Genomic DNA, 22047 nt, shown 5'->3' with positions numbered 1-22047 from the left:
CGCGGCGGAGCGTAGGCAGCCATGCAGGAATTCGGGCTTTCTTGCCCGAATTGGTTAGCAGTAGGAGGGACGAGGCGTGAATGTCAAATCGTTAGTCACGATCAAAGGGGTCAAGGACGGACTTGTATTTTTGCTCGACGACGCCTGCGAGCTCGACGCGCTGATCGAAGAGCTCGAAGCCAAGCTGGAAAAGCACGAGCAGCAGCTCGCCGGACCGATCGTGCACATCCAGATCAAGCTCGGGGCCCGTCAGCTCTCCGAAGAAGACAAGGAGCGCATCCGCTCCATTATTCGCAAGCAGGGCAATTTTGTCGTTCAGTCGATCGAGAGCGATCCGCTTCCCGTAGGACCGGCTGACTACAGTTCATATAAGGTAGAAACGGTAACGGGCATGGTTCGGTCCGGGCAGACGCTCGAGCACGAAGGACATCTTCTGCTGCTTGGAGACGTCAATCCCGGAGGAGCCGTCCGGAGTACGGGCGATATTTATATTATGGGCGCGCTGCGAGGCGTGGCGCACGCCGGCTGCGCTGGCCACTCGGAGGCGATCATCGCTGCGTCGCTTATGAAACCGACGCAGCTTCGCATCGCCGAGGTGATTAGCCGGCCGCCCGACGAATGGGCCAGCGGCGAATCGTGGATGGAATACGCATATCTGAAGGATGGCGCCATGCAAATCGACAAGGTGGCGCATCTGCACCATATCCGCAATCGAGTTTTGCAGGCCAAAGGAGTGTAGAACGATGGGTGAAGCGATAGTCGTGACATCGGGCAAGGGCGGCGTCGGCAAGACGACGACATCCGCGAATGTCGGCACGGCCCTGGCGCTCATGGGCAAAAAAGGTATGCATGATCGACACCGATATCGGCCTGCGCAATCTCGACGTCGTGATGGGTCTCGAAAACCGGATCATTTATGATCTGATCGACGTGGCCGAAGGACGCTGCCGTTTGAACCAGGCGCTCGTGAAGGACAAGCGCTTCGACGAGCTGTATATGCTGCCTGCCGCGCAGACGAAGGACAAAAACGACATTTCGCCCGATCAAGTACGTAAGATCGTGGAGGAGCTCAAGCCCGACTTCGATTATGTCATTATCGACTGTCCGGCGGGGATCGAGCAGGGCTTCCGCAATGCGATCGCCGGCGCCGATCATGCCATCGTCGTGACGACGCCGGAAAATGCGGCCGTCCGCGACGCCGACCGGGTCATCGGCCTGCTTGAAAAGACGAACATCTCTCAGCCCAAGCTCGTCATCAACCGGATTCGGCCGAACCTGCTGAAGAGCGGTGACATGCTGGAGGTCGACGATATTATCCAGGTGCTGGCGATCGACTTGATCGGCATCGTGCCGGACGACGAGGACGTCATCAAGGCGGCTAACCAGGGCGAGCCGACCGTCATGAATCCGAACTCCCGCGCCGCGATGGCCTATCGCAACGTCGCGCGCCGCATTCTCGGCGAGACGGTGCCGCTTATGCATCTGGACGAAAAGGCCGGCGTATTTAAGCGCATGCGCAAGTTTCTCGGAATGGGTTGATCTGAATTGCTTAACCGACTTAAAAAAATAGATCTGATCATGCTGCTGTGCCTGTTCGGCTTCATGGCGATCAGCGCGCTGCTCGTGCGCAGCGCGACGAGTACCGATGGTGGATATTCCGGCAAGGACATTCAACAGCTTGTTTTTTACGGCTTGGGGTTCGTGTTGATTGTACTCGTCACGCTGTTCGACTATAGACTGCTGCTTAAGACCTGGTACGTATGGTACGGAATCGGTCTCGTGCTGCTTATCGCCGTTTACCTTTTTTGCGCCGCCGATCAACAATGCGAGAAGTTGGTTCGAGATCCCCGGTACTGGCGGCATGCTGTTCCAGCCGGCGGAGATTGTGAAAATTTTTCTGATTTTGGCAGTAGCTTGGCTGATGGGCAGAAGGCAAGGGGATCCCTTATCCATGCGGAAGGACGTGTTGCTGATTGCGGCTGTGTCCTTTGTTCCGTTTGTCCTGGTTATGATCCAGCCCGATTTAGGGAATGCCATGATCTACGTTTTTATTGTGCTCGGCATGCTTTGGATCGGCAACGTGCGTTACACCTACGTTCTTATCGGACTCGGCGTTGTCGTAGGCGGTCTTGTATTGTTTTACACGCTGTTCAACTCGTACAATACGGAGATCAAGAACTATCTTCAGGACCACGGCAAAAATCACTGGTACCAGCGGATCAACACCTTTATCAATCCCGAGGAAGCGTCCGCGGACGCGAGGCGGCAGACCGAATACGCCATGATCGCTATCGGGTCCGGCGGACTGGCCGGGGACGGATACATGCAGGGCGAGTCCAAAAATCGCAAATTCATTCCCTACACGTACTCGGATTCGATCTTCGTCGTCGTCGGGGAGGAATTCGGCTTCCAGGGCGCTGCGGTGCTGCTCCTTTTGTATTTCGTTTTCATATACAGGATGATCATCATCGCTTACCAATGCTTCGATATTAGAGGCTCGTTCATCATTATCGGTATCGCTTCGATGCTGGTGTTCCAGATTTTCCAGAACGTCGGGATGATGATCGGCCTGGTGCCGCTCACCGGCATCACGCTGCCTTTCGTCAGTTACGGCGGCACCTCGCTTCTGCTCAACATGCTGTCCATCGGACTCGTGTTCAGCATCCGGGCGCATCAGGAAAAATATACGCTGAACGAATAGTTTCGCCTTCGCCTCGCAACCGTCCCAAGCCGTCTTTCGCTAGACGCAGGGGCGGTTGTTTGCGTTCGGCGAGGTCTATTCCTTGTCCTCCAGCCATAAGGTGTTAGAAGTAGAGGACAAGGAGGGCTCGGCATGGCGAAGAAACCGGACAAGCGGGAGGCGGGACGGGCGGGGAGAGCCGAGGGGAACGCGGGTCCCGGAGGCGGCGCGCCGTCGGCGCCGTACGCGTACAGGCCGTATTCGCCGGAGGAGCTGGAGGCCGATCCCGAGCTGTGGTGGAAGGAACGGCAGCGTCAACTTCGGATGAGCGCCGCTTGGAGCCCGATCGTGAAGACAAGACGGCGCGCCGAATACGACGGAATGGCGGCTGGCGCCGGCCTGAAGGGTAACCTGCGCATCGGCAGCGAGAGGACGCTGGGCGATCTGCCTGTTGCGGGCGCCGGCATTCGAAACGAGCGGGATGCAGGGATCGCTCCCCTTGCTGGCGGAACGGCCGGCGCTTCTGGCGTGTTCGGAGACGGACGAACAGTAGGGGGGAACGGGAGACGGGACAGCAGGGGGAACGATGGGCGGAAATGCGAGCGCGACTGTCGGCGGAACCGCCGGCGGCGCAGGTCTATATGGAAGCGGCGCCCCGATCGCGCCCTGGTACAACGATCCGGCCGGGCCGAACGAAGGGCGCTGGCCGCCCGGCGGGAGCGATGGCGGACGGGGTACAATTGCGCGGCTGCGAAGGGGATTCGTCATGCGCGCGGCAGTCGCCCTGCTGCTGTACGGCGCGGCCTGGGGCTGGGTGAAGTGGGATTTGCCGGGCCGTGGAGAAGCCGAGGCATGGATGACGGTAGCGGTAACCCAAGACATGGATTTCTCCGCCGCCGAAGCTTGGTACGGACGCGTGTTCGGCGATTCGCCATCTTTTTTTGCCTGTCTTCCGCCGAGGTGCCAGCGATGTTGAGGAAGTGTCCGCGGCGTGGGACGGCCAAGAGACGGTGCCGCCCGTTCAGGGTCGCGTAGCGGAGACCTTTAAGCAAAACGGCAGCGGCGTGAGGATCGAAGCGGCTCCAGGCAGCACGGTTAACGCCGTCCACAGCGGCCGCGTCATCCAGGTTACGCCGTCTTCCCAAGGAGACGCGACCGTCCTCGTGCAGCACGCAGGGCGGATCGTAACCGTCTACGGGGGCGTAAGCGCGGCGTCGGTACGGGCGGATGACTGGGTCGAGGCGGGCGGCAAGCTCGGCGTGCTCGGGCAAACGGCGGACGGCGCGGGCGTACGCATCCTTTATTTCGCGATTCGTCTCGGCGACCGGCCGCTCGATCCGCAGGAAGTGATTCCTTTTGATTAGACTCGGGGGGAATCGTCTTCAGGTTCCACCCGCTCTTCGTGCTTCTTATGCTGCTCTCCGTGCTCACCGGCCGCTTCCAGGAGATGATCGCGCTTTTTTTTTATCGTTTTGCTGCACGAGCTTGCCCACCTATGGACCGCGCTTCGCTTCGGGTGGAAAGTCCGCGAGGTCAAGCTGCTGCCGTTCGGGGGCGTCGTCGAGACCGAGGAAGCGGGCTCGGTGCCGGCGCGCGAGGAAGCGCTCGTCGCCGCGGCGGGCCCTGCGTACAACGTCCTGCTGTCCCTGGCGGCTTGGGGACTTGGCCATGCCGGACTGATCGATCAGGTCTGGGCCGAGGATTTTGCCAGGGCGAGCGGCTTGATTGCCGCGTTTAACCTGCTGCCGGTGCTGCCGCTGGACGGCGGCAAGCTGCTGCAATGCTGGTTTTGCCTGCATTTCCCCTATCATCGCACCTTGATATGGAGCGCCCGCATCAGCCTATTGTTCAGTGCGGCCGTCATCCTCGGCGCTTTGTCCCCGCCGCTCTACGGCGGACTGGTGCATCTCAATTTGCTCGCGATCGGCTTGTTTTTGTTTGCCTCCAACTGGACGTACATGCGCAATCTTCCGTTCGTTTTCCTGCGCTTTCTCGTCCGCCGGGCGGAGCGCGCCTCGATCCGGATCGACGCGGGAACGCTGGCGCAGCCGATCGTCGTGTCGCGCCATCGACAGCTTTCCCACGTCGTCCGTCTGCTCATGAAGGAGCGCTATCATCTCGTTTATATGATGGATCACGGGAAAATCTCGCGCGTCCTGCCCGAGGGTCAGGTCATCGACGGCTTTTTGGGCAGCTTGCCGGAAGGGAATGCGGATTTTCGTTTTTTCATGTAAAATGGGATAAAACGGCTGTATTCCGCAGTCCCGGCAACGATCGCCGCGGGATCTGCGGGACCGTTCGCCCAGGAGGTAGGCATGAAGCAGCTCTTCGTTCACTGCACGCGTACCGTGACACAGTCCTCGCTTCTCGAAGACGGCGTGCTGACCGAATTCAGCGTCGAGCGCTCGGAAGGCACCTCCCTGGTCGGGAACATTTATTTGGGACGCGTCGTCAACGTCCTGCCCGGCATGCAGGCGGCGTTCGTCGACATCGGTCTCCCCAAAAACGCCTTCCTGTACGTGGACGACGTGCTTCATCCGCACCTGGACCGGCAGCCGAAGACCAAGCCTTCCATCGCCGAGCTTCTGAAGCCGGGCGACAGGCGCGTCGTACAGATCATGAAGGAGCCGCTAGGGGGGAAGGGCGCGCGGATCACGACGCACTATTCGCTGCCGGGCCGCTGCCTTGTCTATATGCCGCACGCCGATTATGTCGGCGTGTCCAAGAAGATCGAACAGGAGCACGAGCGCGCCAGGCTCAAGGGACTCGCGGAGGAGCTGCGAGAGGCCGGAGAGGGGCTCATCTTGCGGACCAACGCCGAAGGCGAGTCGCGGGAATCGCTTGCGCGGGATCTCGAAGGGCTTCGCAACGTTTGGCGCCACATCTCGGAGCGCGGAGCGGCGGCCGAGGCGCCGGCGGAGCTGCATCGGGACTTCGGGCTCGTGCAGCGGACGGTGAGGGACGTCTTCAAGCCCGACATGGAGGCGCTGCTCGTCGACGACGAGCGCGCTTACCGCGATGCGCGGGCTTATCTGAGGCAAGCGGCGCCGCATCTGGAACATCGCGTCAAGCTTCATGCCGAAGCGGCGACGCTATACGAGCATTTCGGGATCAAGGCGCAGATCGACCAGGCATTCCAACGGCGCGTGGCGCTGCGCAGCGGCGGGTATTTGGTCATCGACCAGACGGAGGCGTTGACCGTCATCGACGTCAATACCGGCAAGTACACGGGCGCGATCGATCTCGAGGAGACCGTCTTTCAGACGAATCTCGAGGCCGCGGCCGAGATCGCGAGATTGCTTCGCCTCCGCGACATCGGCGGCATCGTCATCGTCGACTTCATCGACATGACGGATGAAGACCACCGCAGGCGGGTGGTCGAGCGGATCGAGGAGACGATGCGGCTGGACCGGACCAAATGCCAGGTCGTCGGCTGGACGAGGCTGGGGTTGCTGGAGATTACGAGAAAAAAAACCCGCGCGGACCTGATGAGCTACTTTTACGAGACGTGCATCGCCTGCAAAGGATCGGGCAGAACGTACGTACGCTGAAGCTGGCTACAAACAGGTTGCCACGAACAGCCGCGTGTGATAGAATACTCTAGTGCGTGCAATGGGCTCCTGTCAATTGCAAGCTACAACCGCACTCCAAAGGGTATCGAAGACCGGACGTTCGCGCGCCCGGCACCCCATGAGGCGAGTCTTAGACATGAGGGAGGTGCACATATGTACGCGATTATCGAGACTGGCGGCAAGCAATACAAGGTTCAAGCCGGCGACGTCATCTTCGTGGAGAAGCTCTCCGCAGGCGAAGGCGACAGCGTGACGTTTGACAAGGTTCTGGCCGTATCCAGCGACAAGGGCTTCGTTACCGGAGCTCCGCTTCTGTCCGGCGCTAGCGTGACGGGCAAGGTTGAGAAGCACGTCAAGGGCGAGAAGATCATCGTCTTCCACTATAAACCGAAGAAGAACGAGCGCAAGAAGCAAGGCCATCGCCAACCGTACACCAAGGTGACGATCGAGAGCATCCAGGCTTAAGAGGCGCAGGATGATCAAGATCGACATTCGCCGCGACGAGCGGCAGCGGATCAAGTCCTTCGAAGTGTCCGGCCATGCGGGATACGACGATCCGGGTAAGGATATCGTATGCGCGGGCGTGTCGGCCGTCACGGTCGGTGCCGTCAACGCCATCGAACGCCTGACCGGCATCGTGCCGAAGGCTAAGGTGAAGTCGGGCTTTCTCTCCGCGGACATGCCGCCCGAGGGCGTCGATTCCGACCGCGTCCAGCTTCTGCTGGAGGGGATGGTCGTCGCGCTCGAGGACATCGCGGAGGAATACGCGAAGCACGTTCGGATCAAGCAATAATTAAGCACAGAAGGAGGTTGACACCATGTTGAAGCTCAATCTTCAGCTCTTCGCATCGAAGAAGGGCGTAGGTTCCACGAAGAACGGACGCGATAGCCAATCCAAGCGTCTGGGCGCCAAGCGCGCCGACGGCCAAGCCGTTACCGGCGGTACGATCCTCGTTCGCCAACGCGGCACGAAGATCCACCCGGGCAACAACGTCGGCATCGGCAAGGACGATACGCTGTTCGCACTTGTCGAAGGCGTCGTGAAGTTCGAGCGCTGGGGACGCGATCGCAAGAAAGTTAGCGTCTATCCGGCTCCGGTGGCGCCCGTCGCCGCCGCCCTTGAATAATCGACATCCAGAACCCCGGCCGCGCGTAGTGGCCGGGGTTTTTGCGTAGACGGACACGAATACGGCTTCTGCCATTTACAAGGCAGCCTGCGTCGGCTGTATCCAAAGCGGGGAAAAGTAATGATGCCTAGACAAAAAACCTACGGCTTAGTGCTTGCGGCTGCGACGCTCTTGATCCCGGCTTGCGCGGTCATAGCGTGGCGGGACCAGTTGTGGCCGATCGTGCTGTTTCTCGTGTGGGCGGTCGCCGCGGCCTTGGTCGCGGGCATCACCTGTCGGCGTGCCTGCAAGCGAGAGACGGACCGGCTAGCGGAACGCGCCTCGCGAGACATCGTCAAGTCGCGCCAGGACCTCGTCGGCACGCTGAGCCACCATCGTCACGACTGGATGAACGAGCTGCAAATTTTATACGGCTACCTGCGCATGCAAAAAATCGATAAAGCGATCGCGGTCGTGGACAGAATAAAAGAAGAGATGGAGCGCGACAGCCGTATATCGCGTCTCGGCAGTCCGGAGCTGTCCGCGTATCTGCTTTCCTTTCGAACGTTCTGCGATACGGTGACGCTGGATGCGCGCGTAGACGAGAGCCTCCAGGCTTCCTGCGTCGCATCGGCGGGTCCGGAGCGCGTCACCCGGACCGCGATCGGGTTGATCAACGCCTACCGGGTGCGCGTCTCGGCCGCCACGGCGGAGGAGAACAAGCTGCGCATCGCCTTTTTAGAAGCGGACGGCGAGCTGCGAATCGAGACTTCATACGAAGGCGGCTGGTCCGCGTGGAGCAGTCTGCGCGAGGACGTATCGCGGTCCCTGCCTGAAGGGACGCGGTTGTCCGCCTCGGCAGACGGGGATGGCGAAGACAGCGCCCGCAAGCTGACGGTCGTCGTGCCGTTCGAATAAATGCATTTTCAGATTGCCTGCTCATCGAAGCGGAAACGAGAGTGATCACAACATGTTTGTAGACAAGGCGAAAATATATGTCAAAGGCGGCGACGGCGGCGACGGACTCGTCGCGTTCCGCAGGGAATTGTACGTCCCGGAAGGCGGACCTGCGGGCGGGGACGGCGGGGACGGCGGCGACGTCGTGTTCCAGGTCGACGAAGGGCTCCGCACGCTCATGGACTTCAGGTACCAAAAGCACTTCAAGGCCACGCGGGGCGAAAAGGGGCGCAACAAGTCCCAGCACGGCGCCAACGCAGACGACATGATCGTCCGCGTGCCTCCGGGCACGGTCGTTTTTGACGACGACACCGGCGAGATGGTCGCCGACCTGACGCAGCACGGCCAGGCTGTGATCATCGCGAAGGGCGGCCGCGGCGGCCGCGGCAATACGCGCTTCAAGAGCTCCGTCAATACCGCGCCGGCCATCGCGGAGAACGGAGAAGAGGGCCAGGAGCGCTGGGTGACGCTGGAACTGAAGGTCATGGCGGACGTCGGCCTCGTCGGATTTCCGAGCGTCGGCAAATCTACGCTGCTGTCTGTCGTATCGGGCGCGCGTCCGAAAATCGGCGCGTATCACTTCACGACGCTGACGCCGAACCTCGGCGTCGTCGAGCTCGGCGACGACCGCAGCTTCGTCATGGCGGATTTGCCCGGCCTGATCGAAGGCGCGCATGCGGGCGTCGGGCTCGGCCACGAGTTTCTCCGGCATGTAGAGCGGACCCGCGTCATCGTGCATGTCGTGGATATGTCCGGCCTCGAGGGACGCGATCCGTTCGACGACTGGATCAAGATCAACGAGGAGCTCAAGCTCTATAACCTGAAGCTGACCGAGCGTCCGCAAATCGTGGCGGCCAACAAGATGGACATGCCCGAATCCGAAGAGAACCTGGTCGCGTTCAAGGCCAAGCTCGCGGAAGTTCGTTCCGATATCGAAGTCTACCCGATCTCCTCGCTTACGCGAGCCGGCGTGCCGGAGCTTCTGTACAAGACGGCCGAAGTGCTGGCGACTGCGCCCGATCCGGCGGAGCTGGCCGCGCAGGAAGCAAGAGAGGCCGAAGAGGCCGAAGGCGTCGTTTACAGGCTGGAACATCGCGAGGAAGTGCACGACTACACGATCTCCAGGGACAACGAGACGTTCGTCGTCGAAGGCGAATCGATCGAACGTCTCTTGAGGCGTACGCAGTTCGGCTCCTACGAAGCGGTCATGCGCTTCGCGCGCATCATGCGCAAGATCGGGCTCGACGCGGATCTACGCAAGCGCGGAGCCAAAAACGGCAGCATCATTCGGATCGGCGAGTTCGAGTTCGAGTTTTTCGAAGGCGGCGAGCAAGAGTATTTGTACGAAGACGAATAATCGCTTGGCGGCCCCTCGAACAGCGCCTGGCACGGGGCCTTATCGCCAGCCGGCATTCGCGCGGCGGGAAGATAAGGCTTTTTTTTAATGCCATTCAACTATTGCCGCCTCGCGGTCGATCGGATATAATGTCCACTATACACAAACATGCGTCTTTCCTAGGAGGACGGGGAATGGCGGAGCAGTATTACGCGGTACGCGAGGACTTGCTGCCCGAAGGCATGCGCAAGGCCGAGCAGGCGAAGGCGATGCTCCGGCGGGGCGAAGCGGCTACGATCAACGAAGCGGCAGAGCGGGCGGGCATTAGCCGCAGCGCCTTTTACAAGTACAAGGACGGCGTCTATCCGCTCGACCAGGCGGCGCGGGAATCGATCGCGACGCTGTCGATCGACCTGGAGCATCGATCGGGCATTCTGTCCAAGATGCTGGCGCTGCTCGCGGACAGCGGAGGCAACGTGCTGACGATCACGCAGTCCATCCCGCTTCAGGGATTGGCGAACGTCGTCGTCACGATCGACGCGGCGCAAATGACGGGCGGCATCGGCGAACTGGTCGAACGGCTGAAGGCGCTGGACGGCGTTCGGCGCGCGTCCGTCGTCGGACGCAGCTGACGAAGGCGGTGCAGGCCATGCGAAATAAGAGCACGCAGAGCATGAAGCGGAGGAGAAGAGCTATGAAGCCGGTAAAAGTTGGATTGATGGGTTTGGGCACCGTAGGCACCGGCGTCGTCCGGATCGTGGAAGGTCACCAGGCGGATCTGCAGAGCCAGGTCGCCTCGCCGATCGAGATTGCGAAGATTTTGGTCAAGGATGCGTCGAAGTCGCGCAGCGTGGCCATTGATCCCTCGAAGCTGACCGAGGATCCGTGGGAGCTCGTACGGGACGGGGAGATCGACATCATCGTCGAGGTCATGGGCGGCGTCGGCGCCACCAAGGAGCTGCTCCTCGAGGCGCTCGAGCGGGGCAAACATATCGTCACCGCCAACAAGGATCTGATGGCGCTGCACGGCCAGGAGATTCTGGCCAAAGCCAAGGAGAAGGGCTGCGACGTATTTTACGAAGCCAGCGTGGCCGGCGGCATCCCGATCATCCGAACGCTCATCGAAGGCTTCTCTTCGGACCGGATCACCAAGATCATGGGCATCGTCAACGGGACGACCAACTATATCCTGACCAAGATGAGCCAGGAGGGCGCGGACTATCAGGACGTCCTGAAGGAAGCGCAGGCGCTCGGCTATGCCGAGGCCGATCCGACGTCCGATGTCGAAGGCCTCGACGCCGCGCGCAAGATGACGATCCTGTCGACGCTCGGCTTCCGCGCGAACGTGGCGCTCGATGACGTGGACGTGCGCGGCATCAGCGCCGTCACGCAAGAAGACATCCGCTACGCGCACCAGCTGGGCTGCGAGATCAAGCTGCTCGGCATCGCCGAGCGCCAGGACGACTTTATTAGCGTCAGCGTACAGCCGACGCTCGTGCGCCGCAGCCACCCGATCGCCTCCGTCAACGGCGTGTTCAACGCCGTCTACGTGCACGGCGAAGCGGTGGGCGAGACGATGTTCTACGGACCCGGCGCCGGCGAGATGCCGACGGCGACGTCCATCGTGGCCGACCTCGTGGCCGTCGTCAAGAACATGAAGCTCGGCGTCAACGGACGCCAGGCATCCTTGTCTTACAAGGAAAAGAAGCTGAAAACCGACGAGCAAATCGCTTCGAAGTACTTCATGCTGCTGCACGTCGAGGACCGGGCAGGCGTATTGATGCAGATCGCCCAGGTATTCTCGAAGTTCGACGTCAGCATCGAGTCCGTCATGCAGCCCGTTCAGCCGGACCAGCAGGGCGCGCAACTCATCATATCGACGCATGCGGCCGACAAGGCTTCGATGAAGGCCGTGCAAAAGGCGTTCGAGGAACTGCCGGCGGTCAAGACGATCAAGAGCGTCTACCGCGTCGAGGGCTGAGCAAGTGGCTGCGGCAGTGAATCCGAAAGAGGGGTAAGACATACAATGACGGATAAGGCAACACGTCCCGCTGCCGACCGCGTCGTCGTCCGCGTACCCGCCAGCACCGCGAATCTAGGCCCCGGCTTCGACAGCTTGGGCATGGCGCTGTCGATTTACGCGTGGGTCGATCTGGCGCCGGCGGAGCGGACGGTCGTGACGCTGCACGGCGATCATCTCGAAGGCGTCGCCCTGGACAAGAGCAATTTGATCTACGAAGTCGCGCAGTCGGTATTCGCAAGAGCGGGGGTCGAACTGCCCGAGCTCGCGATCGGCATCCGCAGCGACATTCCGCTGACGCGCGGACTCGGCAGCAGCGCGTCGGCGATCGTCGGCGCGCTCGTGGCGGCCAATGCGCTGATCGGCGAACCGCTCTCCCAGGACGAGCTGTTCCAGATGGCGACCGCCCTTGAACGACACCCGGACAACGTGGGCGCTTCGATTTACGGCGGCATGATCGCGGCGGCCTGGGACGGGCACCGGGCCGAGGCGGTTCGGTTCGATCCGCCCGAAGCCCTGCGCTTCCTCGCGGCGATCCCGGACTTCGAGCTGGCGACCAAATCCGCCCGCGGCGTTCTGCCCCGGCAGGTGGCGCGGGAAGACGCGGTGTTCAACGTGACGCACAGCTCGCTGCTGACCGCGGCGCTCGCGACGGGCAGGCTCGACGTGCTGCGTCATGCCCTGCGCGACAAGCTGCACCAGCCTTATCGGGCGCCGCTCATCCCAGGCATGGAGCGCGTGCTGCGCGAGGCGCCCGAACACGGAGCGCTCGGCGCAGTGCTGTCGGGTGCCGGTCCGACGCTGCTCGCGCTCGCCGAAGCGGGCGCCGACGCCGAGGGGCTCGAGTCTTTCGTCGGCGAGGCGCTGGCCGAGGCGGGCGTTCAGGCGGAGCTTCGCTGGCTTAAGCCCGATCTGAACGGTCCGTCGGTCCGGCTTCTTCATGCCGGAGACGCGGACTTCGGCGCGGCGCCGGACGCCGTGCTGCCGTCCCGGGCAGGAACGGAGGTGCGGCTTTGAATCGCGTTCCGAGCGTGGCGGTGCTCCCGAAGGGGACGTTTTCCGACGAGGCGGCCCGCTATTTTTTCGCGACCGGGAGGTCGAGCTTCGCTATCATAAAATGATCGCGGACGTCTTCAAGTCGACGGCCGGCGATACGACGGACTGGAGCGTCATACCGATCGAGAATACGATCGACGGCTCCGTCAGCCTCCATACGGATTGGCTCGTGCACGAAGTGGAGCTGCCGATCCGGGCGGAGTGGGTATTCCCCGCCGTACAGAATCTGGTCGGCCGGCTGAGCGAGCTGGCCGCGGACGGCGCGGCGGCCCAGGATATGGCCAACGCCTGGGACCCCGCCAAGATCGTCAAGATTTTCAGCCATCCGGTGGCAATGGCGCAGTGCTACGAGTTCATCCGCGCGCACGTCCCGCACGCAGAGCTCGAGACGCTCTCGAGCACGGCCGAAGCGATCCGCACCGTGCACGACCATCCGGGGCGCGGTTGGGCCGCGATCGGCACGCGTACGGCTGCGGCGGATTACGGGTTGGACCTGCTGCAGGAGGCCGTGACCGACCACGACAACAACTACACGCGGTTCTTGCTCGTCGGTCATCGCGTCTATGAATCGACGGCCGCGCCAAAGCACAAGACGAGCATTCTCATCACGCTGCCCGAGGATTATCCGGGCGCGCTGCATCAAGTGCTCGCGGCGTTTTCTTGGCGGAAGATCAACCTGTCGCGAATCGAGTCGCGTCCGACGAAGAAAAAGCTCGGCAGCTATTATTTCTGGATCGATATCGAAATGTCGCTCGACACGGTGCTGCTGCCGGCGGCCATCGCGGAGATCGAGGCGATCGGCTGCCAAGTGCGCATTCTCGGCTCTTATCCCAGTTTCCCATTCGAAGGTTGAACATTTCCGGAGGTGTCCTTAGGCATGTCTGAGCAATGGATTTATTTGAACGGGCAATATGTGAAAAAAGAAGACGCCAAGATCTCGGTCTACGACCACGGGTTCCTCTACGGAGACGGTATCTTCGAAGGCATCCGCATCTACGACGGGAACATCTTCAGGTGCCGGGAGCATCTCGAGCGACTGTACGATTCGGCCAAGTCGATCATGCTGAACATCCCGCTCAGCTTGACGCAAATGGAGGACGCGCTCTGCGAGACGATCCGGCGCAACGGACTTCGGGACGGCTATATTAGGCTCATCGTCTCTCGCGGGCCGGGCAATCTCGGACTCGATCCGCTCCGCTGCCCCGAGGCGTTCGTCGTCATTATCGTGGAGCAGCTCGCGATTTACCCGGAGGAAGCCTACCGGGACGGCTTGCGTTCGGTATCGGTCAGCCCCCGGCGGAATCTGCCGGATGCGCTTAATCCGAAGATCAAGTCGCTGAACTACTTAAACAACATCCTGGTGAAAATCCAGGCGAATCTGGCGGGCGTCGGCGAAGCGATCATGCTCAACTCGCAAGGCTACGTGGCCGAGGGTTCGAGCGACAATATCTTTATCGTGAAAAGGGGCGTCGTCTATACGCCTCCGTGCTATATCGGCGCGCTTGAGGGCATCACGCGCGGGGCGATCATCGAGCTGTGCGCAAAGCTAGGAATTCCCTTGCGGGAAGAGCCTTTCACGCTGCATGACGTCTATACGGCCGACGAAGTGTTTTTCACCGGGACGGCCGCCGAAGTCATCGCCGTGCGCGAAGTGGACGGACGCATCATCGGCGAAGGCCGCGCGGGTCCGGTGACCAGCCGGCTGCTGGACGAATTCCGCAGCATCGTCACGGTCGAAGGCGTCAAAGTATTTGAATAACGTCTGTGTTGAGTCCTGCATTTCGGATATCTTCCAAACTTAAAAGGACCGTCAGGGTAACTTTTTCCTGACGGTCCTTTTAAGTATACAAGCAAAGCTAGCCGGAGCCAGGCATGCGCACGAGCCACTTCTTCCGCCATGCGGACGGGCTGTCGCCTAACTTGGCTTTAAACAAGCGGCTGAAATAATGCAAGTTCGAGAAGCCGGTCATCTCCGCGATTTCCTGAATCGGCAGGTCGGTCGTTTCGAGATAGCAGATCGCGGCGTTAAGCCGGAGCTCCTGCAGGTATTGGATCGGCGTCGAGCCGAATGCTTCCTTGAAGAGCCGGATAATGTAGGACGGCGTGAAGCTGCAGATGCGGGAGAGCTCTTCCAACGTAATCGGTTCCGCATACGAGCGCTCCATATGCCGCATGATCGTATAGATATGGCGATCGACTGTCTGAAAGCTGTCCTCCTGCGCGAGCGTCGCGGGAGAGACTCGCTGGCGACGGCATGGCCGACCAGCAAGAGCAGCTTCCGGATATCGAGCTGCAGAAGCCCGTGAGAGGTCGCATGATCCAGCGCCGCTGCTTCATAAGCGGCGATCGTCGAGCCAATGGCGGCAAGCTGGGGACCGAGCGGAACCGGCCAATCCGCGTCCGCACGGCGCGATTGATTGCCGTTCCAATGGCCCACCGTTTCAAAGTCGAGGAACGTCTCTTGCTGCATGTCGGCCTCCATGTACCAGCCCTGTACGCCTTCCGGGCCGGGCACGAGCCAATGTGGCGTATTCGCCGGAATCAGGAGCAGCACGGGCGACGTCATCGGATACGTCCGGCCCATCCATTGCAGCTCGGAGGGGCCGGTTTGCAGATACAGGATCTCGTGAAAAGGATGAATGCCTCCCGCACCGGAAGGCTGCAGCTTAAGCGTGCCGAATTCCCGAATCCGCATGCGATGACCTCCCTTTGTCGAAGACGAATACAATTTTGTGCAACCCCGCAGAATCTTCCCCTCATTCTAGCAAGGTCTTCCCGATCGAACAAGAATGAATAGTCGTCACTTTCCCCTAAATACGTTCCGGTTTTAATCCCTTAGGATGAGAGTAAGCCAATCGCAGACGGCAAAACGATTGAAAGCGCTATCCGGAAGCGGTTTCACCGGTCCCTGCAGCAGGGCTTACTCAACGCCACATCTTGTAAACGTTCAAAGGTGCGAATCAGACAAAGGGAGGCATGAAGGATGGGAAAAAAAACGGTGGGTCTACTGCTTGCCGCGATGCTGGCGGTTACGGCTTGCTCCAACAATGGAGACGGCGGCTCAAGCAATGGATCTAAAGAACAGCCGGCAGCGAACACGGGGAGCGAGAAGTCAGGTACGGGCGATGCGGGGACGACTGCGAACGAGGCGGTCACGTACAACTTCGGCCGGAATATGGACCCGAATAACGACAACGTTGCCAAGCTGGAGAAGATTACCGGCGAGACGCTGGCGAACAACCGCTGGATTCAGTTGTTTAAGGAAAAGCTCAATATCGACGTGAAGTACAAGATGCTGTCCGACAGCACCTCTTATGACCAGAAGCTGAAGCTGGCCATGGCGTCCGACGACCTGCCCGACATGTTTCAGGTCACCTCGACGTCCGACCTCAAGCAGTTGATGGAAGCGGGCGCGCTGCAGGAAATGGGTCCGCTGTACGATCAATACGGCTCCGACCTGTTGAAGAGCATTATTGAGAAGGAGACGAAGCGCGTCTTCGAGCCGGCGACGCAAGACGGCAAGATCTACGCCATTCCAATGAAAATGCCTTCGACCAACGGTTACAACCACCTGTGGATCCGCGAGGATTGGCTGACGAAGCTGGGGCTGGAGCGACCGAAGACGATGGACGACGTGCATGCGATCGCCAAAGCATTTGCGGCGCAGGACCCGGACGGCAACGGCAAAGCGGATACGCTGGGCCTCGAGATCGATAGCGACTTCCGGTACAACCTGCAGGGACTGTTCTGGGGTTACGGCGCTTATCCAAACCCGAGCAACTGGATCGAGAAGGATGGCAAGGTCGTCCGCGGCGCAGTGCAGCCGGAAATGAAAGAACCGTTGCAGCTGCTGCAGACGATGTTCAAGGAAGGGCTGCTCGATAAGGAGTTCGGCTCCAAGGACAACAACAAGGCGATGGAATCGGTCGTCGCGGGCAAGACGGGGATGTTCTACGGTCCGCACTGGATGGCGTTTACGATCGACAAGCTGCGGCAGAACGATCCGAACGCGAAGTGGATCGTCGTTCCGCTGCCGACGAAGGACGGCGGACCGGCGACGATTCCGCTGACGATCAGCACGGACGGCTACATGGTCGTGAAGAAAGGGACGAAGCATCCGGAGAACCTCGTGAAGATGTTTAACGTCTACGTCGATGCACTGTACGGCGAGAGCGCCGAGTTCGAGAAATACGGCTTCGGCGATGGCGTGGACAACATCTGGCAGATGGCGCCGGTCTACACGCTGGATCCGATGATGGACCTCGAGGTTCATAAGCAGATGAAGCAAGCGATCGCCGACGGCACGACGGACCAACTGACGGGTACGGCGAAGAGCATCTACAAGAACATCAAGGACGGCATGTGGACGATGGACATGATGTTCGGACCGAAGGATACGCCGTTCGCATTCGTCGCCGCTTCTTATCCGGACCGAATTATGTGGAACGCCTATATGGGCGCGCCGACGGCCACGGAAGTGACGCGCGGCAGCTCGATGGATGAGCTGATCGTCACGACGCTCACCAGCATCATCCAAGGCAAGACGGAGGTCGGCGCGGGCTTCGATAAGATGGTCGACGAGTGGAATAAGCTCGGCGGCACGAAGGTAACCGAAGAGGTCAACGCGGCGCTCGGCAAGTAAGGAGCCAAAGCCGCGCATGACGCTCGCAAGCGCCGCCACCTCTGGCGGCGCTTTGCACGCCGTCAAGCCGTTCGCAACCGAAGGGAGGCGGATTCATGAAAGCGGAAACGAGATCCGTTACGAAGGAGGGAAGCGGTGCCATGAGATTCGGCTACAAGACAAAACGGGAGCTCCCGCTTCATTTCATGCTGCTGCCGGGACTGATCCTGATCCTGATCTTCGCCTATGTGCCGATGGTCGGCGTCACGATTGCCTTCCAGCATTTTCTCCCGCTTAGGGGGGCTGCTCGGAAATCAGGAATGGGTAGGTTTCGACAATTTCGATTATGTATTCTCCATTCCGAACATCTGGCAGGTCGTGTGGAATACGCTGCGGATTGCCGTCCTGAAGATCGTCATGGGCATTATCGTTCCCATTACGTTCGCGCTGCTCTTGAACGAGATTCGCCTGATGCTGTTCAAACGGGTGACGCAGACGATCATCTATTTCCCTTATTTTCTGTCGTGGGTCATTCTGAGCGGCATTTTGATCGATATTCTGTCCCCGTCGTCCGGGATCGCCAACCAGTTCCTCGGCGTGTTCGGCATCAAGCCGATCTATTTCCTCGGGGAGAACAGTTGGTTCCCCTACGTGATGGTGGCGTCGGACGTGTGGAAAACGTTCGGCTTCAACACGATCGTCTATCTGGCGGCCATCACGAGCATCGATCCGTCGCTGTATGAAGCCGCCGCGGCGGACGGGGCTGGCCGGATCCGGCAGACCTGGCACGTCACGCTGCCGGGGATGCACATGATCATCGTGCTGCTCATGGTGCTCAGCCTGGGCACCGTGCTCGACGCCGGCTTCGACCAGATCTTCAACATGTACAGCCCGCAAGTGCTCCAGTCAGGCGATATTATCGACACGATGGTATACCGGATGGGCCTGCTGCAAGCGCAGTACGGACCGTCGACCGCGGTCGGCCTGCTGAAGTCCCTCGTTTCTTTCATTTTGATTACGATCTCGTATTGGATCGCGTACCGGCTGTTCAAATACCGGCTCTTCTAGGGAGGAAGCGACATGCTGACAAGACAAACCCGGGCGCAGAAGGTATTTAACGCGTTCAATTATGCGTTCATGATCGTGGTCTGCCTGCTGTGTCTCGTTCCGTTCATTCATATCCTGGCCCTGTCGCTCAGCGACAACGCAGCCGTCTCGGGCGGGCTCGTAAAGCTGTGGCCGGTCCGCTTTACGCTGGAGCCGTACCGGTACGTGCTGGACCGCGACGCCTTCTGGCGGGCGTTCGGCATCACGCTGCAGCGGACGCTGCTCGGCACGCTCCTCAACGTGATGCTCGTCATTCTGCTGGCCTACCCGCTCTCGAAGACGAAGGAGAAGCTGCGGACGCGGTCGCTTTACGTGTGGATGTTCTTCTTCACGATGCTGTTCAATGGCGGCCTGATTCCGTCTTATATCCTCATCAAGGAGCTTGGCATCATGGATACGCTGTGGGCCCTCGTGCTGCCGGGAGCGGTGACCGTGTTCAACGTGATCCTGATGCTGAATTTCTTCCGCCAGGTGCCGGAGGAGATGGAGGACGCCGCGAACATCGACGGCGCGGGCCATTGGCGCACGCTGTGGCAGATCTATGTTCCGGTATCCATGCCGGCCATCGCCACAATCACGCTGTTCTGTCTGGTCGGGCACTGGAACGCGTGGTTCGACGGTTTGATTTTCATGCGCAATGCCGACAAGTACCCGCTGCAGAGCTATCTGCAGACCATTGTGGTGGAGTTCAACTTCCAGACGATGTCGGCGACGGAGGCGGAACGGCTGGCCAAGCTGAACGACCGGTCGGTCAAAAGCGCGCAGATGCTGGTGGCCGCCGTCCCCATCCTGCTGGTGTATCCGTTCCTGCAGCGATATTTCGTCAGCGGCATCCGGCTTGGCAGCGTGAAAGGATAAGTCGGCGTATACGGGTACGGAGGCGGGACTTCACAAATATGCAAGCGGCCGAACGCCGGGACGGCGGGACGGGCGGCAGGCGCGTACCGCGGGCTGCGAATCGTGCGATATTCGCTAAATACGAAACGCTTCCCGTTCTGTAGGATAGAAGATGACGAACTTATGCGCGAGGTGGAGACATGTTGCTTAGCATAGCCGAAACGAAAGACCGCTTCCTGGCGGATGGCAGGCCCTTTTTCTATCTGGCCGATACCGTGTGGAACGCATTCACGAACGCGACGCTGGAGGAATGGGAGGACTATCTCCGCTTCCGGGCGGCGCAGGGGTTCAACGCCGTACAGATCAGTATCCTGCCGATCGTTCACGACATGTCGGGCGGCACCGACGAGCTGCGGCCGTTCGCGGCGAAGGCGGAAGGCGACGGCTGGGACTTCCACAGCCCCGATCCCGCTTACTTCGCGAAGGCCGGCCGGATGCTGGAGATGGCTCGGGCGCACGGCTTCGTGCCGGCGCTCATCGTGCTGTGGGTCAATTATGTGCGGGATACGTGGGCTGCCGGCTTTCATCCGGAGCTCGTCATGCCGGATGAGGCGCTTCCCGGCTATATCGATACGGTGGTGCGGACGCTCGGACCGAGCGAGCCGGTTTATCTGATCAGCGGCGACACGGACCTGCCGACCGAAGCGGCGTTCGGCATGTACCGGACGGCGATGGAGCTGTTGAAGAAGCGGCAGCCGGAATCGCTGATCTCGTACCATCCGAAGCCGGGCCTGGAGCTGGACGGCCGGTTGATCGGGCATCCGGACTACGACTTCTACATGTACCAGCAAGGGCATTCGCCGGAGGCGCGCGCCGTGACGGGCGCTTCGTATCATTACGGACTGCCGGTGAAGCGCCCGATCGTGAACGGGGAGCCCTATTACGAGGCGATCGGGTATTTTAACCGTTATGGTCGATTTAACGCGCCGGATATTCGCCGCTCGTTCTGGGATAGCGTGCTGTCGGGCGCCAAGGCGGGCTTCACGTACGGCGCGCACGGCGTCTGGTCGTGGCACAAGGCGGGTCAGCCGTTCACCAGCGAAGAAGCCTGGGGAACGCCGGCGGACTGGCGGACTGCGCTGCTGCTGCCGGGCGCGGGAGACGTCGCCTACGGCAAATGGCTGCTCGAATCGTTCGGCCTGTTCGATGTGGAGCCGAGTCAGCATCGGGTGTTGAAATACGCGGAGCATGTCACGATGGCGGCATCGCCGGACGACAGCGTGATCGCGGTGTATATGCCTTACGATATGGGGACTTGTATCGAGGCGGACCTGGGCGGCTATGACGTCGACCTTCTGGAGCTGGGGACGCGAAGCGTGCTGAAACCGCGCTTGCGCATTGAAGGAGGCGTCACCGAGATCGCCATGCACGGACGCAATGCCGATGCGCTGCTGCTTGCGAGGAGGCGGAACCGATGAGCGGCGAACGGGACGTCGTCCGGTCGACGTATCTCATCGAGACGCCGCATGCGCTGGGTCGTGCGGCGGAGGTGATGGCCGGCGAGCAATCGACCGGCACGTTCGTGGCCGTGCCGGGCGAGACGGACGAGGTTAAGGCTCGAAGCGCTGCCCGTATCGTCGGCATCGAGGAGCTGGAGCCGGTCCGCGAGCCGTCGCTGCCGGGGGCGAAGCCGCCCAAGGAATGGGACGGCTTGTACCGGCGCGGCAGGGTGACGCTTGAATTCCCGATGCACAACTTCGGCCCGTCCATTCCGAACCTGATGGCGACGGTAGCCGGGAACCTGTACGAGCTGCAGGAATTCTCGGGCTTGCGGCTGCTCGATCTGGAGCTGCCCGAAGCGTTTTGCAGAAGGTACCGGGGCCCGAAGTTCGGCGTAGAAGGTACGCGCCGGCTGGCCGGCGTACTGGGCCGTCCCATCATCGGCACGATCGTGAAGCCGAGCATCGGCCTTACGGTCGAAGAGCTGCGGCTGCTGGTTCGGGAGCTGGCGGACGCCGGCCTCGACTTCATCAAGGACGACGAGCTCAACGCGAGCCCGACGTTCGCGCCGATCGAGGACAAGGTGAAGGCCGTCATGGAGGAGATCGAACGGGCGGCGGATCGGACGGGCAAGAAGGTCATGTACGCCTTCAACATTACGGGCGACATCGACGAGCTGAAACGCCGTCATGACTTGGTGTGCGCGCACGGCGGCACGTGCATTATGGTCAGCATCCAGAGCATCGGTCTGGCCGGGCTTGCGCATCTGAACGGCTACAGCGAGCTGCCGATCCACGGCCATCGCAACCAGTGGGGCATGATGACGCGCAGTCCGGCGCTCGGCATGGAATTCGCGGCTTACCAGAAGCTGTGCCGGTTGGCGGGCGCGGATCATCTGCATGTGAACGCGCTGGACAGCAAGTTCTACGAAAGCAACGAATCCGTCATCCGCTCGGTTCGCGCGCTCCGGGAACCCTTTGCGGGCGGCGCGCATGCCTGCATGCCGGTCCTGTCGTCCGGCCAGTCGGCCGCGACGGCGGAACGCACGTACCGGCAACTGGGCACGTACGACCTCATGAATATCGCGGGCGGCGGCATCATGGCGCATCCGGACGGCCCGGCCGCCGGCGTGCGCAGCATGCAGCAGGCATGGGAAGCGGCGATCGCCGGCATTCCGCGCGAGACGTATGCGGAACGCCATGCGGAGCTGCGGCGGGCGCTGGAGACATTTTCCCGCAGCGGATAAGGAAGGAAC

Annotated in this window: 22 protein-coding genes, 2 pseudogenes and 1 other annotated feature; of the genes and pseudogenes, 23 read left to right on the top strand and 1 reads right to left on the bottom strand. The window is 60.9% G+C overall.

The window, feature by feature from the left end; genetic code table 11:
- Positions 1–76: 76 nt before the first annotated feature.
- The 17 genes and pseudogenes from OMP38_RS04510 (at position 77) to ilvE (ending at position 14486) form a co-directional block, all read left to right on the top strand.
- A complete protein-coding gene (locus OMP38_RS04510) occupies positions 77–739 on the top strand; it encodes a septum site-determining protein MinC (protein WP_277564055.1) in 663 nt (220 codons plus the stop codon).
- 4 nt (positions 740–743) lie between these two features.
- Positions 744–1539: pseudogene (gene minD, locus OMP38_RS04505) on the top strand (septum site-determining protein MinD).
- A 169-nt stretch (positions 1540–1708) separates the two neighbouring features.
- Positions 1709–2701, top strand: a complete 993-nt coding sequence (locus tag OMP38_RS04500) for an FtsW/RodA/SpoVE family cell cycle protein (RefSeq protein WP_338130398.1) — start codon at positions 1709–1711, stop codon at positions 2699–2701.
- Positions 2702–3266: 565 nt separating this feature from the next.
- The gene (locus OMP38_RS04495) at positions 3267–3656 is read left to right on the top strand and encodes a hypothetical protein (RefSeq protein ID WP_277564054.1); all 390 of its coding nucleotides are present in this window, start codon (positions 3267–3269) and stop codon (positions 3654–3656) included.
- A 4-nt stretch (positions 3657–3660) separates the two neighbouring features.
- Positions 3661–4044, top strand: a complete 384-nt coding sequence (locus OMP38_RS04490) for a M23 family metallopeptidase (protein WP_277564053.1) — start codon at positions 3661–3663, stop codon at positions 4042–4044.
- A 108-nt stretch (positions 4045–4152) separates the two neighbouring features.
- Complete coding sequence (locus OMP38_RS04485) at positions 4153–4914, top strand: site-2 protease family protein (RefSeq protein WP_277564052.1); 762 nt, start codon at positions 4153–4155, stop codon at positions 4912–4914.
- An 81-nt stretch (positions 4915–4995) separates the two neighbouring features.
- Complete coding sequence (locus tag OMP38_RS04480) at positions 4996–6231, top strand: Rne/Rng family ribonuclease (protein ID WP_277564051.1); 1236 nt, start codon at positions 4996–4998, stop codon at positions 6229–6231.
- Positions 6232–6308: 77 nt separating this feature from the next.
- Positions 6309–6393, top strand: a sequence feature (ribosomal protein L21 leader region).
- A gap of 12 nt (positions 6394–6405) precedes the next feature.
- Positions 6406–6717 carry a 50S ribosomal protein L21 gene (rplU, locus tag OMP38_RS04475; RefSeq protein WP_090115596.1) on the top strand — a complete coding sequence of 104 codons (312 nt, stop codon included), beginning with the start codon at positions 6406–6408 and terminating at the stop codon, positions 6715–6717.
- 10 nt (positions 6718–6727) lie between these two features.
- The gene (locus tag OMP38_RS04470) at positions 6728–7045 is read left to right on the top strand and encodes a ribosomal-processing cysteine protease Prp (RefSeq protein WP_277564050.1); all 318 of its coding nucleotides are present in this window, start codon (positions 6728–6730) and stop codon (positions 7043–7045) included.
- 25 nt (positions 7046–7070) lie between these two features.
- Entirely contained in the window at positions 7071–7379 is a 309-nt protein-coding gene (gene rpmA, locus OMP38_RS04465; protein WP_090115598.1) for a 50S ribosomal protein L27, read from the top strand.
- A 120-nt stretch (positions 7380–7499) separates the two neighbouring features.
- A complete protein-coding gene (locus OMP38_RS04460) occupies positions 7500–8276 on the top strand; it encodes a Spo0B domain-containing protein (RefSeq protein ID WP_277564049.1) in 777 nt (258 codons plus the stop codon).
- Positions 8277–8328: 52 nt separating this feature from the next.
- The gene (gene obgE, locus OMP38_RS04455) at positions 8329–9672 is read left to right on the top strand and encodes a GTPase ObgE (RefSeq protein ID WP_277564048.1); all 1344 of its coding nucleotides are present in this window, start codon (positions 8329–8331) and stop codon (positions 9670–9672) included.
- 173 nt (positions 9673–9845) lie between these two features.
- Positions 9846–10283 carry an ACT domain-containing protein gene (locus tag OMP38_RS04450; protein WP_277564047.1) on the top strand — a complete coding sequence of 146 codons (438 nt, stop codon included), beginning with the start codon at positions 9846–9848 and terminating at the stop codon, positions 10281–10283.
- 62 nt (positions 10284–10345) lie between these two features.
- Complete coding sequence (locus OMP38_RS04445; RefSeq protein ID WP_277564046.1) at positions 10346–11632, top strand: homoserine dehydrogenase; 1287 nt, start codon at positions 10346–10348, stop codon at positions 11630–11632.
- Positions 11633–11677: 45 nt separating this feature from the next.
- Positions 11678–12688: a homoserine kinase gene (gene thrB, locus OMP38_RS04440; RefSeq protein WP_277564045.1), complete on the top strand. Its 1011-nt coding sequence runs from the start codon at positions 11678–11680 to the stop codon at positions 12686–12688.
- Positions 12689–12788: 100 nt separating this feature from the next.
- Positions 12789–13580 (top strand): prephenate dehydratase, encoded by a 792-nt coding sequence (pheA, locus tag OMP38_RS04435; protein ID WP_338130397.1) that lies wholly within the window; start codon positions 12789–12791, stop codon positions 13578–13580.
- 24 nt (positions 13581–13604) lie between these two features.
- Complete coding sequence (gene ilvE / locus OMP38_RS04430) at positions 13605–14486, top strand: branched-chain-amino-acid transaminase (protein WP_277564044.1); 882 nt, start codon at positions 13605–13607, stop codon at positions 14484–14486.
- Between the two features lie 97 nt (positions 14487–14583).
- Here ilvE and OMP38_RS04425 read toward each other — a convergent pair whose 3' ends face one another.
- Complete coding sequence (locus OMP38_RS04425) at positions 14584–14892, bottom strand: helix-turn-helix domain-containing protein (RefSeq protein WP_277564043.1); 309 nt, start codon at positions 14890–14892, stop codon at positions 14584–14586.
- A gap of 89 nt (positions 14893–14981) precedes the next feature.
- Here OMP38_RS04425 and OMP38_RS04420 point away from each other — a divergent pair, with 89 nt between their 5' ends.
- The 6 genes and pseudogenes from OMP38_RS04420 (at position 14982) to OMP38_RS04395 (ending at position 22038) form a co-directional block, all read left to right on the top strand.
- Positions 14982–15524, top strand: coding sequence for a hypothetical protein (locus OMP38_RS04420; protein WP_277564042.1), 543 nt, complete (start codon positions 14982–14984; stop codon positions 15522–15524).
- 186 nt (positions 15525–15710) lie between these two features.
- Positions 15711–17369 (top strand): extracellular solute-binding protein, encoded by a 1659-nt coding sequence (locus tag OMP38_RS04415; protein WP_277564041.1) that lies wholly within the window; start codon positions 15711–15713, stop codon positions 17367–17369.
- A 140-nt stretch (positions 17370–17509) separates the two neighbouring features.
- Positions 17510–18416 (top strand): annotated as a pseudogene (locus tag OMP38_RS04410) (ABC transporter permease).
- Between the two features lie 12 nt (positions 18417–18428).
- Complete coding sequence (locus OMP38_RS04405; RefSeq protein ID WP_277564040.1) at positions 18429–19313, top strand: carbohydrate ABC transporter permease; 885 nt, start codon at positions 18429–18431, stop codon at positions 19311–19313.
- A gap of 179 nt (positions 19314–19492) precedes the next feature.
- Positions 19493–20770, top strand: a complete 1278-nt coding sequence (locus OMP38_RS04400) for a glycoside hydrolase family 140 protein (protein ID WP_277564039.1) — start codon at positions 19493–19495, stop codon at positions 20768–20770.
- A complete protein-coding gene (locus OMP38_RS04395; RefSeq protein WP_277564038.1) occupies positions 20767–22038 on the top strand; it encodes a ribulose-bisphosphate carboxylase large subunit family protein in 1272 nt (423 codons plus the stop codon). The genes OMP38_RS04400 and OMP38_RS04395 overlap by 4 nt, the downstream gene beginning before the upstream one ends.
- The last annotated feature ends 9 nt before the right edge of the window (positions 22039–22047 follow it).

Source organism: Cohnella ginsengisoli (genome assembly GCF_029525555.1).
GTDB lineage: Bacteria > Bacillota > Bacilli > Paenibacillales > Paenibacillaceae > Cohnella > Cohnella ginsengisoli.
Note: the sequence above shows the minus strand (reverse complement) of the source record. Positions and strands in the feature narration are given on the sequence as shown.

Excerpts from the sequence above, each read along its gene's own strand:
- OMP38_RS04495 (WP_277564054.1), top strand. The coding sequence starts at position 3,267 with ATGGGCGGAAATGCGAGCGCGACTGTCGGCGGAACCGCCGGCGGCGCA.
- OMP38_RS04480 (WP_277564051.1), top strand. The coding sequence starts at position 4,996 with ATGAAGCAGCTCTTCGTTCACTGCACGCGTACCGTGACACAGTCCTCG.
- rplU (WP_090115596.1), top strand. The coding sequence starts at position 6,406 with ATGTACGCGATTATCGAGACTGGCGGCAAGCAATACAAGGTTCAAGCC.
- OMP38_RS04470 (WP_277564050.1), top strand. The coding sequence starts at position 6,728 with ATGATCAAGATCGACATTCGCCGCGACGAGCGGCAGCGGATCAAGTCC.
- rpmA (WP_090115598.1), top strand. The coding sequence starts at position 7,071 with ATGTTGAAGCTCAATCTTCAGCTCTTCGCATCGAAGAAGGGCGTAGGT.
- OMP38_RS04460 (WP_277564049.1), top strand. The coding sequence starts at position 7,500 with ATGATGCCTAGACAAAAAACCTACGGCTTAGTGCTTGCGGCTGCGACG.
- obgE (WP_277564048.1), top strand. The coding sequence starts at position 8,329 with ATGTTTGTAGACAAGGCGAAAATATATGTCAAAGGCGGCGACGGCGGC.
- OMP38_RS04450 (WP_277564047.1), top strand. The coding sequence starts at position 9,846 with ATGGCGGAGCAGTATTACGCGGTACGCGAGGACTTGCTGCCCGAAGGC.
- OMP38_RS04445 (WP_277564046.1), top strand. The coding sequence starts at position 10,346 with ATGAAGCCGGTAAAAGTTGGATTGATGGGTTTGGGCACCGTAGGCACC.
- thrB (WP_277564045.1), top strand. The coding sequence starts at position 11,678 with ATGACGGATAAGGCAACACGTCCCGCTGCCGACCGCGTCGTCGTCCGC.
- pheA (WP_338130397.1), top strand. The coding sequence starts at position 12,789 with ATGATCGCGGACGTCTTCAAGTCGACGGCCGGCGATACGACGGACTGG.
- ilvE (WP_277564044.1), top strand. The coding sequence starts at position 13,605 with ATGTCTGAGCAATGGATTTATTTGAACGGGCAATATGTGAAAAAAGAA.
- OMP38_RS04425 (WP_277564043.1), bottom strand. The coding sequence starts at position 14,892 with ATGGAGCGCTCGTATGCGGAACCGATTACGTTGGAAGAGCTCTCCCGC.
- OMP38_RS04420 (WP_277564042.1), top strand. The coding sequence starts at position 14,982 with ATGGCCGACCAGCAAGAGCAGCTTCCGGATATCGAGCTGCAGAAGCCC.
- OMP38_RS04415 (WP_277564041.1), top strand. The coding sequence starts at position 15,711 with ATGGGAAAAAAAACGGTGGGTCTACTGCTTGCCGCGATGCTGGCGGTT.
- OMP38_RS04405 (WP_277564040.1), top strand. The coding sequence starts at position 18,429 with ATGCTGACAAGACAAACCCGGGCGCAGAAGGTATTTAACGCGTTCAAT.
- OMP38_RS04400 (WP_277564039.1), top strand. The coding sequence starts at position 19,493 with ATGTTGCTTAGCATAGCCGAAACGAAAGACCGCTTCCTGGCGGATGGC.
- OMP38_RS04395 (WP_277564038.1), top strand. The coding sequence starts at position 20,767 with ATGAGCGGCGAACGGGACGTCGTCCGGTCGACGTATCTCATCGAGACG.